Origin of the sequence: Shewanella sp. ENK2 (genome assembly GCF_043568515.1) — a bacterium.
Taxonomy (GTDB): domain Bacteria; phylum Pseudomonadota; class Gammaproteobacteria; order Enterobacterales; family Shewanellaceae; genus Shewanella; species Shewanella japonica.
The window spans coordinates 153,853-166,421 of sequence record NZ_CP171406.1 but is presented as its reverse complement, the minus strand read 5'-3'; the positions used below and the strand labels follow the sequence as shown (position 1 = coordinate 166,421).

Below are 12,569 nucleotides of genomic sequence, written 5' to 3'. Positions count from 1 at the left end.
TCAGCACCTTGTTTACATAACATTAAGCGATAGGAGAACAGATGGAAAAACAAACGATATTGGTGGTAGACGATACTCCAGCAAATATTGATGTTCTCGCGGGTGTGCTGAAGGCTGATTATCATATCAAAATCGCAAAAAATGGTGAGCAAGCGCTGAAGATTGCTAGAGCGATTCCGTTGGATTTAATTTTACTCGACATAATGATGCCGGGAATAGATGGCTATGAGGTCTGTCAGGAATTAAAAGCGGATGAAAGAACTCACCATATACCTGTCATTTTTGTTACTGCTAAAATTTCAGCAGATGATGAAATTAAAGGACTAAATATTGGCGCGGCTGATTATATTACCAAACCGTTTAATCCTCCTATTGTTCAACGTCGAGTGCAGACTCAGTTAGCGCTGACAGATCAAAATCGTATGCTGGCGATAAAAGTGCAGCAAAAAACGGCTGAAATTGCGCAAAATCAACTCGATGTTATTAGAAAGCTAGGCCGAGCGGCTGAATACAAAGACAATGAAACAGGAATGCATGTTATTCGTATGAGCTACTACACGCATATTTTGGCGTTAGCAGCGGGTATCAATGAAGCAGATGCAGAAGTATTAATGCATGCAGCACCTATGCATGATGTTGGCAAAATTGGCGTCTCAGATGCCATTTTAAAAAAGCCTGGCAAATTAACCGCTGAAGAATTTGATGAAATGAAACATCATTGTGTCATTGGAGCTGAAATACTTGGCGATAATGATTCACCTCTTTTAAAAATCGCACAAGAGGTGGCATTGACTCATCATGAAAAGTGGGACGGAACAGGTTATCCCAATGGACTGAAAGGTGAAGAAATTCCCCTTTATGGCCGGATTGTGGCTGTGGCAGATGTATTTGATGCTTTGACCAGTGAGCGCCCTTATAAAAAACCTTGGTCTGTTGAGGAAGCTGTAGCCTTACTTAAACGAGAAGCAGGCAGTCACTTTGAGCCTAAATTAGTGCAATTGTTTGTTGAAAATATTGAGCAAGTTGTAGAAATTAAGGCTAAATTTAGAGATGAAGGTTAATTAGATTGGTGTAACTGGCAGATGTATTAACGGGTTGGCATAAAATGGTAACTAATGTCAGATAACCAAGATTATACTTGTTGCATATCAAGTCGTTGAGAAGCTGCTGTTCAATCAATTAGTGCTGATAGTATTTCAAGCCATTTTTTGATGAAGCCGAGCCAATATTAGGGTAAGTCATCGCTCAACGTGCATTAAAAATACAGTGACTGATGTCATAAAACTTTGCAATTTACTCCATAGAGGAAAACACCTATGTCTACGACTTTATTCAGTAAAAAATGTCTTTTAGCTGCAGTGATGGTACCGGCTTTACTTACGGGTTGTGCTACAGGCGACACACCAGAGTCAAAAAAGCCAATGCGCGTAAAGAAACACAAGCGGCATTACAAGAAATTTATGCTGAACATAGTGGTGCTAAAACAGCAGTTGCACAATCTGTTGGCTATGTTGTTTGTACGGGGAGCAACAGTTACTTATTTGCTCTTTCTACTGGCGGTGGTGTGTGTGTATTAACGTCAAATGGACAAAACTCTTATTATCGTTTTGCTACAGGTGGTGTTGGCGCTGGTATTGGCTGGAAGCAAATGGCATTCGTTCAAGCCTTTATGGATAACGATGCAATGACACGTTTTAAAGAATCCGGCTATGAAGGTCAAGCACAAGCAGAAGCCAGTGCTAAGTATGAAGAAAGCGGTGATCAAGCGTCTGCAAACCAATCTGTTGACGTGAGCGGTGTAAAAACATACCAAGTCAACTTGATGGGGGCTGCTGCTCAGGCAACCGTACAAGGTTACAAATATTGGCCAACTGACTTTACTGATGATTTCATCGAAAATGATGAAAAGTAATCGACAGAGTGACTATGACGTTTTAGTCAGCGTCTTTAGTTCACACTGACCAAAGCAAGATATGAAACCGTAATGAACATTATCATTACGGTTTTTTATTGTCTGTTTAATAGGCTAATCAACCTAAAGGGACTGTTAGGTTGTCGCTCCAAACGTAAATTGTTCGAGCTTCAATGACACTCTATACATATTCCTACAGTGATTGTCGCCTTTTTCGCTTTCCGTGAGTCGCTCAATAAGATAAATTACCCTAGTTAATATAATAAAAATTAAAATGATGTTCAGGACGAATGTTTTTAAGGTGGGTTGAAGTTGATTTCAGTATATTTAGTTGATGATCATGAGTTAGTTAGAACCGGTATTCGTCGCTTACTAGAAGATGAGCGAGGTATTAAAGTTGTTGGGGAAGCCCCAGACGGAGAGACTGCTGTGCAATGGTCGCGTCAAAACGAAGCTGACGTAATCTTGATGGATATGAATATGCCGGGTATGGGTGGATTAGAAGCCACACGTAAGATTTTACGATATCAACCAGAAGCTAAAATCATTGTTTTAACGGTCCAAACAGAAGACCCATTTCCAACTAAAGTTATGCAAGCTGGCGCATCGGGTTATTTAACCAAAGGTTCCACTTCACCTGAAGTATTACGTGCTATCCAGCAAGTTTCTCGTGGCCAACGTTATTTATCACCAGAAATTGCCCAGCAAATGGCATTGAGTCAATTTAGCCATTCAGATGAGAATCCATTTAGCAGCTTGTCTGAACGAGAGCTGCAAATCATGTTGATGATTACCAATGGTGAAAAAGTAAATGATATTTCTGAGAAACTCAATTTAAGCCCTAAAACAGTTAACAGCTATCGCTACCGTTTGTTTGCTAAGTTAGATATCGGTGGTGATGTGGAGTTGACCCGTCTCGCAATTCGCTACAAAATGCTCGATGCCAGTTCTTTTTAAACGCTAGGTGTTATGCCCATGGTATTAACACCTATCCTAGGATAGTGAATGCCATCTCGTTTTAATTCAGCTTTATTTTTAAAAACCGTTTCTTCTTCGCCTGGTGTCTATCGTATGTACGATGACAAGGGCGAAGTGATTTATGTTGGTAAAGCAAAAGATCTCAAAAAGCGCCTTTCTTCGTATTTTCGCGCTAATTTACCTAATGTAAAAACCCAAGCGCTTGTAGCTCGCATTGCCAATATCGATGTCACACTGACTCACAGTGAAACTGACGCATTGATACTGGAAAATGATTACATCAAGCAATACATGCCTAAATACAATGTATTGCTTCGAGATGATAAATCCTATCCCTATATTTTATTGAGTGGTCATAAACACCCACGTTTGGCGTATCACCGAGGTCCTAAAAGAGAGAAGGGCCATTATTTTGGACCTTACCCCAATGGTGGAGCGGTGCGCGAAAGTTTGCACCTGATGCAAAAATTGTTTCCTATTCGTCAATGTGATGACTTGTATTATAAGTCACGCTCTCGACCTTGTTTACAATACCAACTCTCTCGTTGCAGTGCGCCATGTGTTGGCGCTGTTTCTGATAGCGACTATGCAGAGCAAGTTAAACTTGCAGGGTTATTTCTACGTGGCAAAGATAAGCAGGTGATCACTGAACTGGTTGCTAAGATGGATCATGCTGCAACCGAAATGGAATATGAGTCGGCAGCCCAATATCGAGATCAAATCACCGCACTAAGGCGAGTTGCGGAGCAACAAGAAGTGTCGAACCACAAGGGCGATATGGATGTGATTGGCGTACACTACGCCTCGGGTATTGCGTGTTTTCATTTGTTATTTATTCGAGATGGTAAAATTTTTGGCAGTCGAAGCTATTACCCATCTGTACCTGCTGAAACCGAACTTGAAGAAGTATTGGTGTCTTTTATTGGGCAGTTTTATTTAAATGCCGATATTCAACGTACTATTCCTAAAGAAGTGTTAATCAGTGAATCATTTGCTGAAAAAGCCGTTTTGGAAACCACCATATCAACAGCACTTGAACGCAAATTCGAAATCAAAACCCATGTACGTGGTGAGCGAGCTAACTTTTTACGTTTGGCTGTGACCAATGCAAGTAATGCCGTTAATACTCGCTTGTCCCACAAAAATACCGTCGAACAACGTTTTCAGCTACTAGAAGAAGCATTAGAGTTCACCAAGCCTATATCGCGGATGGAATGTTTTGATATCAGTCATACTATGGGTGAGAGTACTGTTGCTTCTTGTGTGGTGTTTAATCGCGAAGGTCCACACAAGGCAGATTATCGCCGTTATAACATTAACGGTATAACAGGGGGCGATGACTATGCTGCGATGGAGCAAGCCTTAAAGCGACGTTTTGATAAAATTGATAACAACGGAAAGGTGCCTGACATTGTATTTATTGATGGTGGTTTAGGGCAATTACGTATTGCTCAGGCAATCGTTGATGAAAAGTGTGTGCATCTTGATAATCCTCCTTTATTGATTGGGGTAACAAAAGGTGAGGGCCGTAAAGCAGGCTTAGAAACCTTTGTATTTGGTAATAATGAACAAACCTTTGAGCTGGCTAGTGATTCACCTGCTTTTCATTTAATTTTACATATTCGTGATGAATCACATCGATTTGCTATTACTGGGCATCGTAATAAACGTCAAAAAACCAGAAACACATCAACACTAGAGTCAATCACTGGTGTTGGGCCAAAACGACGTAAGTTATTGTTACAACATTTAGGTGGAATTCAAGAAGTGAAGGGCGCTAGCGTGGCAGAATTAACAAAAGTGCCCGGAATTAGCCTAGAAATGGCACAAACAATCCATGATGCATTGCGAGGGGGATAAAATTAAGGCAAGATTGGCGCTGTTTCTGACTATTTGGTTTCTTTCATGCCTTTTAATTTACCTATAGCGCTAACACTTTTTCGGTTATTACTTTTACCGGTATTTGTGATTGTTTTTTATCTTCCATATTCTTGGGCGCCGTTTGCTTCTGCATTTATCTTTTGGCTGGCAGCAGTCACAGATGCATTAGATGGCTATGCAGCAAGAAAGTTAAAGCAATCGACGCGTTTTGGGGCGTTTCTTGATCCGGTTGCGGATAAAATAATGGTAACAACAGCGCTTGTGTTACTGGTTCAGCAAAATGACAATATTTATCTTACATTGGCTGCATTATTCATGATTGGCCGTGAAATTGTTATTTCCGCATTACGTGAGTGGATGGCTGAAATCGGCAAACGGGGTGTTGTGGCGGTTTCTTGGATTGGTAAATATAAAACAGCAGCTCAAATGGTCGCGATTGTTGGCTTAATTTGGCAGCCTAATGAATTCTTGACCAATGTGGCTTATGGATTATTCTATATTGCTGCAGTGCTGACTTTCTGGTCTATGATGAGTTATATTTCAGCAGCTTGGAAAGACTTAACGGCAGAGTAGCTTAATAAAAGTTCAATAAGTTTATTTAGTGTTCATTCAGTTAGTTTTGTTGAAAACAGCAATTGACACCGACAGTGAAATCGGTAGAATGCACCCCCGTAGACAGAGATGCTCTAGCATATAACCGCAAGGTTGCAGCAAGATGACATCAAGGCTTATTTGAGAAGATAAGCAAATGATTGCGACATTAGCTCAGTTGGTAGAGCGATACCTTGCCAAGGTATAGGTCATCGGTTCGAACCCGATATGTCGCTCCAATCATTCTCTATACGGCGCGATGGCAGAATGGCTATGCTGCGGATTGCAAATCCGTCGACCTCGGTTCGACTCCGGGTCGCGCCTCCACAAATTTTGTTTAATTGTATTGATTTAGATACAGTTAAAACAACACTTTTGCCCGAGTGGTGGAATCGGTAGACACAAGGGATTTAAAATCCCTCGCTTAATAGGCGTGCCAGTTCAAGTCTGGCCTCGGGTACCATTATTCTTCTATGAAGAGCTTACATACGACTTATTGTATTAAGTGTATGGTGCAAAAAAGCCTCGACATTAGTCGGGGCTTTTTTGCATCTAAAATTTGAATTTGCCTCTATGTCTAGGGCAAAAGATAAATCCCTCGTCGTTTTAAGATAGGGCGTGCCAGTTCCAGTCTGGCCTTGGGTACCATCATTTACATACAACTTAGTATTAAGATGTATGGTGCGAAAAGCCTCAACGAAAGTTGGGGCTTTTTTGTATCTAAAATTTGAAACTTGCTTCTTGGGGAAAAGTTAACATTTTTCGCCTTGTTAAAACTTTGTCGTATGAAAGTCGCTTGTGTCTGTTTAAGCCTAATTGGGGGCATTACTTGCTCATTTCTATTAACTGTTTTTTGAACAAGCCCACAGTTTAATCAATATAAGTTCACAAAGTAGAATGAACACTCTACTATGGGTAGAGTGTTCATTCTACTAGTAGGTGTTTTTGTGCTTAAACAACAAATTGCAGCGAGTCTTGAAGATGTGTTTAGCCAGTTTGGTTTTGCTGAACCGAGTGTTTCTCAGTTACAAAAAGCGTGTGATGTGAGTTTGAGAACCTTGTATAAACATTTTCCTTCTAAAGAAGAAATGATTGTCGCTGCGTTAGATTATCGTCACCAACGATACTTATCTTTTTTGGAACAAGATACAACATCACTTTCTGCGACAGAATCTGTGCTGTGTATTTTTGATCGCTTGCAGCAGTGGATGGAGCAATATGCGCCTAACGGATGTATGTCGATGAATGCCATTGCTGCTTTTCCTGAAAATGAAGCGATCAAAGACGCGGTAGATACGCATAAACAACAAGTTAAGCATTACTTAGGTAATGTTTGTCAACGACCTGATCTGGCCACTCAGTTATTCATCTTGCACGAGGGCGTATCAAGTGTATCGCCTTTATTAGGTGCTGATGCGTTTATCTCAACCAAAATCACAATAACCACGTTACTGGAGCACTAATATGTCACCCATTTCAACATCATTGCCACCTACCATGAGTGGGATTCAGCTTTTAGGCCATGGCGGGCCCGAAGTCTTAACGTTAAACAATGACATTGCTGTTCCAAGTTTTACGGATGAAGATGTGGTGATAAAAGTATTAGCCGCTGGTGTGAATAATACGGACATTAATACCAGAACGGCTTGGTACTCGAAATCTGATGCTGATAGCGACGATGCCAGCTGGTCAGGTAATGCATTAACTTTTCCACGGATCCAAGGTGCGGATGTGTGTGGCGTGATAGTGGCCGTTGGGGCAGGTGTTAACCGCAATAGAATAGGCCAGCGAGTGTTAATTGAGCCGTGTTTACGTTTCGCTAAAGGAAAACGTTTAGAGAGCCCTTGGTATTTTGGCTCAGAATGTGATGGAGGGTTTGCAGAGTATACAGTGGTGGCCGATCAACATGCCCATGCTATAGATAGTGAGTACTCTAATGAGGAGTTGGCATCATTTCCATGTTCCTATTCAACGGCTGAAAATATGCTAACTCGAGCTAGAGTGACTGCCAAGGATACGGTATTGATCACTGGTGCTTCTGGAGGTGTTGGCTCCGCAGCAATTCAGTTAGCAAAAGCACGTGGTGCTAAGGTGATTGCTGTAACCAGCCCAAGTAAGAATGAGCAACTTCTTGCATTAGGAGCCGATCAAGTTTTGGAGCGTAATATTGATTTAGTGAAAAGCTTAGGCTGAAACAGTGTCAATGTGGTGATTGATTTGGTGGCTGGCAAGCAATGGCCACAATTGTTAGATATTTTGATGCCAGGAGGACGCTATGCGGTATCCGGTGCTATTGGTGGTGCTATCGTTGAGCTTGATGTAAGAACCTTATACTTAAAAGATTTAAGTTTTTATGGTTGCACAGTGCTTGAACCAGACGTGTTTCCAAATTTAGTTAAGGCTATTGAGCAGAAAAAGATAGCCCCTGTGATTGCAGAGGTTTTTCCTTTAGCTAAGATTAACGATGCTCAGCTGATGTTTGAGCAAAAACAACATGTTGGGAAAATTGTACTCACTGTTGGCTAAGTATGCTTAATGCAATGATGGCCAACAATGTCTTGTAGCATCATTGATTGGCTTTTAGTTAACCGACTTGTTGATTTTGGTTCACTTCGATGAGGTCGACCACCATTTTACCCCAGTGTTGATAAACCTCAGCACTAGGGTGAAAACCATCTTCAGCCATGACCGCATCAGTGAGCGATTCGCGCATATTTAATAGTTCACAGGGGAAATCGCTTTTTGATACCCAAAGTTGTAAAGCGAGATTAAATTCAGCGGCGCGTGCGCCTAAAAACCAACGAAAAGGTTGCGGTAAAGCAGGAAAAGCCTCCATCGGCGGCACTGCGGTAATTATAATGTGTTGGCAATTAAGTTTGCTTTTTAATAAATCGCAAAGTTGCTCAATGTGGAGAATCCAAGTACTGCTTGTAATGGGGCTTAGTACATCATTAACGCCTAAGGATAATACCGCGATATCTATATTTTTTGAGCTGTTATCAGGGATCACTTTATTAAGGTGATTTACACACGCTTGAGTATTGCTACCGCTTTTAGCAATCAATTGCCAATGAACTTGACGAATGTGATGGGTGTTAACACCCGAATGACGTGATTTTAAATGAGACAGAATTTGCCCAGTAAGCGCCTGTTGTTGGGTTTCCACTCCTACGCCAGCAGCGGCAGAGTCACCGACAATGAGTAGGTTTAATGGGTCGACTGTTTGATTTAATGCCTGATTTAATGAGCCATCATGAGGCGCTAGATTATCGACTCCTTCTCGCAGTCCTGTTGCTTCTGGTAATGGTAATGTCGTTTTTTTACCCAAATGGCCTGCACGAGATAGACAGGCCAAAGCAGTAATAAACTAAGGTAATGCATATGTCGGTGTCCTTTCCGTTTGTTGTGTTAAGTTATTGCATTAAACCAGACTAAACTTGATTTCATAAAGTTGTTCAACGCCTGGGTAAACTTCTTGTATGAGTGATTTCAGCATGTCTAAAGGCATATTCTCTTGCATAGCGTGAGTGTCATCTAACTGATGAAATGCCACTTTCTTTATCGAAATAACCTTAATATTGCAAAACCAGCGTTCGTCTTCAAATATCGACACTCTGAGGGTTTCGCCTTCGATGAAATGAGCTTCAGATTCATCTCGTAAGGTAATCGTTTTTGCACCAGATAAAATATCTTCTTCAAAGCGACTAAAAAAGCTAATAGGGGTTAGTTCAGGCATTTAACGGATATTCTTGTGTTGTAGTGATAACATTTTGCGATATTTATTATACATCTAGCAAGTGATTCAATTTCGTCATATTTCACAATCTAATCAGGTAGCTTAACTTAACGACCTGAATAACATATCATGTGCGTTTTTTTGTCCATTGCCATGGACGATATGATGAAGGAACTTCCATTGCACACGCTAGCTCAATTACAGTCCGGTGAATTAAAACAGCAACACATCAAGCGATTACAAATAGCAGAGCAATTAACGACATTTCCGTTAGAGATTTTAACCTTGTCGGACTCTTTGGAAGTGCTTGATCTTTCAAATAACCGACTAAGCAGTTTACCTGATGAGTTTGCTTGCTTAGCTGAGCTTAAAATTCTGTTCCTTTCATTTAATTGTTTTACCGAAATCCCATCTGTCATTGCTCAGTGCCCTAAACTTGAAATGATTGGCTTTAAAGCCAATCAAATTGAATCGGTACCAGAGAATTGCTTTCCGGTTGATACCCGCTGGCTTATTTTGACTGACAATCAAATCACCCATTTACCAGAGTCAATGGGGCAATTACATCGCTTAAAAAAGTGTGCTTTAGCAGGGAATGTGATTACCCAATTACCCGATTCAATGCAGAACTGTCATGAACTTGAGTTACTGAGAATATCGGCCAACAAGTTAGCAAGTGTACCTGATTGGTTATTAAGTCTCCCAAAGCTTGCTTGGCTGGCATTTAGTGGAAACCCTGTGACGCAAAGTAGCGAAACTCATGCAGACTTTTTACAAGCAAGCATGTCTGAATTTGTATTAGGCGATCAATTAGGTCAAGGCGCTTCAGGGGTGATATATCAAGCTCAATGGAACAAGGCGCAATTGGATAGTGCTCAAACGTCTAGTCATCAAACTGTTGCGTTAAAGATGTTTAAAGGGGCTGTTACGTCAGATGGATACCCAAAAGATGAGCTTCATTGTTGCTTAACCGCAGGTGAACATCCAAATCTGATTAAAGTGTTAGCGCAAATTGCTGAGGACGATGACTTAGGTTTAGTTATGGAGATTATCCCTTCTGGTTATTATAATTTAGGTTTACCACCATCGTTAATTACCTGCACACGAGATACCTTTGCCGATGAAATGAGTATCTCACTGGATAACATTATAAAGGTTATGGCGAGCATGGCTGGTGCATTAGCCCATTTGCATCAACAAAAAGTCAGTCATGGCGATATTTATGCGCACAATACTATGATAGATGACAGTGCAAATATTCTGTTCGGTGACTTTGGCGCCGCGACGGATTTAAATAAATTATCTGTATCGCAAGTCAATCAAATGCAAGCAATAGAAGTGAGAGCCTTTGGCAATATGTTAGAAGATCTTCTCGGACATTACAGTCAATCTTCTCTACATGAAAGTAGTGACTTGGCTGACAAAACGCTATTCGCGTCGTTATTATTATTGACAGAACAATGTTTAAATAACTCAGTGAGTCAGCGCCCAAGTTTCAACGAACTCACTCAACAAATATCAAGTTTACGTTAAACCATATCGGCTTAAACATGCGAGCTTGGTTATTGATAAAGGAATGGAATGACACAAGCTCAAATTGACATCATATCCCAGCAGATCAAGGAATGCCGTTTATGTGAATCAAGGTTAGCCCATGGTGTTAATCCTGTGGTACAGATCCATTCGAAGGCGAGAATCTTAATTGCAGGGCAAGCTCCTGGCCTTGCAGTGCATCAATCAGGTATTCCTTTTAATGACGCTAGTGGAGATAGACTAAGGGACTGGTTAGGCATAGATAAGGCTGTATTCTACGATCCCGAAAAAGTCGCTATTCTCCCCATGGGCTTTTGTTATCCAGGAAAGGGCAAAAGTGGCGATTTACCGCCGTTAAAAATATGTGCGCAAACTTGGCGAGAACACGTTTTAGCTGAGTTGACTCACATTAAGCTGACCGTACTTGTTGGTAAATATGCTCAAGACTATCATTTAAATGAAACCAAACAGTCTTTAACTCAAACAGTACAAGACTGGCAAAAATACCCCGATTCAATTCTGCCTTTACCGCACCCAAGTCCAAGAAATAATTTATGGCTGGCAAAAAATCCGTGGTTTGCCGAGAAATTGTTACCTGAGCTCAAACATCGAGTCAATCAAGCGCTCACGATGTCGTCTATATAAGTCGGTGATATATTAGTCTTTCGCGCTGTGTTTTTATGCTATTTGCTCGCAAAATGGGCATTTGAACAATAAGTTTCATTTTTATGTTGATCCTATCTGAAAAATCAGTAAAGTATGCACCACATCAGCGGCGGCAACCGATTGCTTACGTTGAAAAACAAATTTTGTAACGCGTTTTGACGAGTTACCAGAGTTTGCCCGAGTGGTGGAATCGGTAGACACAAGGGATTTAAAATCCCTCGCTTAATAGGCGTGCCAGTTCAAGTCTGGCCTCGGGTACCATTATAAGAAAGCCTCGACATTAGTCGGGGCTTTTTTGTGTCTGTAATTCGAGCGTTGGCTAAAGATAAATCCCTCGTCGTTTTAAGATAGGGCGTGCCAGTTCAAGTCTGGCCTCGGGTACCATTATAAGAAAGCCTCGACATTAGTTGGGGCTTTTTTGTGTCTGTAATTCGAGCGTTGGCGAAAGATACATCCCTCGTCGTTTTAAGATAGGGCGTGCCAGTTCAAGTCTGGCCTCGGGTACCATTACAATAAAGCCTCGACATTAGTCGGGGCTTTTTTGTGTCTGTAATTCGAGCGTTGGCGAAAGATAAATCCCTCGTCGTTTTAAGATAGGGCGTGCCAGTTCAAGTCTGGCCTCGGGTACCATTATAAGAAAGCCTCGACATTAGTCGGGGCTTGTTGTATCTAAAATTTGAATTTGCCTCTACGTCTAGGGCGAAAGATAAATCCCTCGTCGTTTTAAGGTAGGCTAACTGGGCCACTGTTTAATGTGCCGCTATGGATAAAATATAAAAAGCTTTGTAAGACGCATGTGAGCGCGCGTTTGCAGGATTTGAAAATGACGTGAGACAGGATATGAAAGCCTCCTATCATCCCAAAAAGGAGGCTTAATTTGTCGTTTGACGCTACTTTTTTATGGATTAATGTATTTTTTAAAGGCTGGAGCTGGTTTAAAGCTAGGTTGATTAAAACCTGGGATTTCGATGCTTTCACCCGTTTGCGGGTTCCGTCCATTCTTAGCCAAATGATATCTTAATTCAAAGGTGCCAAATTGAGGTAAATACACTTTTTCGCCTTCTGCTAACGCTTTATGAAGTTGGATAAGAATTTGCTCTAACTGTGGCTTTAATTGAGATTGAGAAACGCCGATATCAGACGCCATGACTTGTAATAATTGCTTCTTGTTCATAAATGCTGCAGTGAATAAATATTGAAAAAATTTTTGCGGGGCATGTTTATAACAGTTCTTATAATCCTTTCCTAGTTTCTTTAGTTCAATTAGCTGCT

At 41.0% G+C, this 12,569-nt stretch carries 10 protein-coding genes, 4 tRNA genes and 2 pseudogenes; 13 read left to right on the top strand and 3 right to left on the bottom strand.

The genetic code is table 11. The features are described from left to right. The first annotated feature begins 41 nt into the window (after window positions 1-41). The 10 genes and pseudogenes from ACGEDC_RS00780 (at window position 42) to ACGEDC_RS00735 (ending at window position 7,888) form a co-directional block, all read left to right on the top strand. Window positions 42-1,061: an HD-GYP domain-containing protein gene (locus ACGEDC_RS00780; RefSeq protein ID WP_394495830.1), complete on the top strand. Its 1,020-nt coding sequence runs from the start codon at window positions 42-44 to the stop codon at window positions 1,059-1,061. Window positions 1,062-1,316: 255 nt separating this feature from the next. Continuing rightward, window positions 1,317-1,912: pseudogene (locus ACGEDC_RS00775) on the top strand (hypothetical protein). A 312-nt stretch (window positions 1,913-2,224) separates the two neighbouring features. After that, on the top strand, window positions 2,225-2,869 hold the full coding sequence (gene uvrY, locus ACGEDC_RS00770; RefSeq protein ID WP_055026383.1) for a UvrY/SirA/GacA family response regulator transcription factor: 645 nt from the start codon (window positions 2,225-2,227) through the stop codon (window positions 2,867-2,869). A gap of 48 nt (window positions 2,870-2,917) precedes the next feature. After that, the gene (uvrC, locus tag ACGEDC_RS00765; RefSeq protein WP_394495827.1) at window positions 2,918-4,750 is read left to right on the top strand and encodes an excinuclease ABC subunit UvrC; all 1,833 of its coding nucleotides are present in this window, start codon (window positions 2,918-2,920) and stop codon (window positions 4,748-4,750) included. Between the two features lie 45 nt (window positions 4,751-4,795). Beyond that, complete coding sequence (gene pgsA / locus ACGEDC_RS00760) at window positions 4,796-5,344, top strand: CDP-diacylglycerol--glycerol-3-phosphate 3-phosphatidyltransferase (RefSeq protein WP_055026385.1); 549 nt, start codon at window positions 4,796-4,798, stop codon at window positions 5,342-5,344. Between the two features lie 181 nt (window positions 5,345-5,525). Next, window positions 5,526-5,601: transfer RNA gene (locus ACGEDC_RS00755), tRNA-Gly, on the top strand. Window positions 5,602-5,615: 14 nt separating this feature from the next. Then, window positions 5,616-5,689: transfer RNA gene (locus ACGEDC_RS00750), tRNA-Cys, on the top strand. Window positions 5,690-5,739: 50 nt separating this feature from the next. Then, a tRNA-Leu gene (locus ACGEDC_RS00745) sits at window positions 5,740-5,825 on the top strand. 484 nt (window positions 5,826-6,309) lie between these two features. Beyond that, window positions 6,310-6,825 (top strand): TetR/AcrR family transcriptional regulator, encoded by a 516-nt coding sequence (locus ACGEDC_RS00740; RefSeq protein WP_394495824.1) that lies wholly within the window; start codon window positions 6,310-6,312, stop codon window positions 6,823-6,825. 1 nt (window position 6,826) lies between these two features. Next, window positions 6,827-7,888 (top strand): annotated as a pseudogene (locus ACGEDC_RS00735) (alcohol dehydrogenase family protein). Between the two features lie 58 nt (window positions 7,889-7,946). Here the strand turns inward: ACGEDC_RS00735 and ACGEDC_RS00730 are convergent. Continuing rightward, entirely contained in the window at window positions 7,947-8,690 is a 744-nt protein-coding gene (locus ACGEDC_RS00730; RefSeq protein ID WP_394495822.1) for an SGNH/GDSL hydrolase family protein, read from the bottom strand. 93 nt (window positions 8,691-8,783) lie between these two features. Beyond that, on the bottom strand, window positions 8,784-9,098 hold the full coding sequence (yqfB, locus tag ACGEDC_RS00725; protein ID WP_394495820.1) for a N(4)-acetylcytidine aminohydrolase: 315 nt from the start codon (window positions 9,096-9,098) through the stop codon (window positions 8,784-8,786). Between the two features lie 180 nt (window positions 9,099-9,278). On the opposite strand from yqfB, the gene ACGEDC_RS00720 reads away from it, so the two are divergent. The 3 genes from ACGEDC_RS00720 (at window position 9,279) to ACGEDC_RS00710 (ending at window position 11,558) form a co-directional block, all read left to right on the top strand. Continuing rightward, window positions 9,279-10,631, top strand: coding sequence for a leucine-rich repeat-containing protein kinase family protein (locus ACGEDC_RS00720; protein WP_394498196.1), 1,353 nt, complete (start codon window positions 9,279-9,281; stop codon window positions 10,629-10,631). A gap of 48 nt (window positions 10,632-10,679) precedes the next feature. After that, on the top strand, window positions 10,680-11,276 hold the full coding sequence (locus ACGEDC_RS00715) for a uracil-DNA glycosylase family protein (RefSeq protein WP_394495818.1): 597 nt from the start codon (window positions 10,680-10,682) through the stop codon (window positions 11,274-11,276). A 196-nt stretch (window positions 11,277-11,472) separates the two neighbouring features. Continuing rightward, a tRNA-Leu gene (locus tag ACGEDC_RS00710) sits at window positions 11,473-11,558 on the top strand. A gap of 637 nt (window positions 11,559-12,195) precedes the next feature. Here the strand turns inward: ACGEDC_RS00710 and ACGEDC_RS00705 are convergent. Continuing rightward, window positions 12,196-12,561: an HU family DNA-binding protein gene (locus ACGEDC_RS00705; RefSeq protein ID WP_225442276.1), complete on the bottom strand. Its 366-nt coding sequence runs from the start codon at window positions 12,559-12,561 to the stop codon at window positions 12,196-12,198. Window positions 12,562-12,569 lie beyond the last annotated feature (8 nt).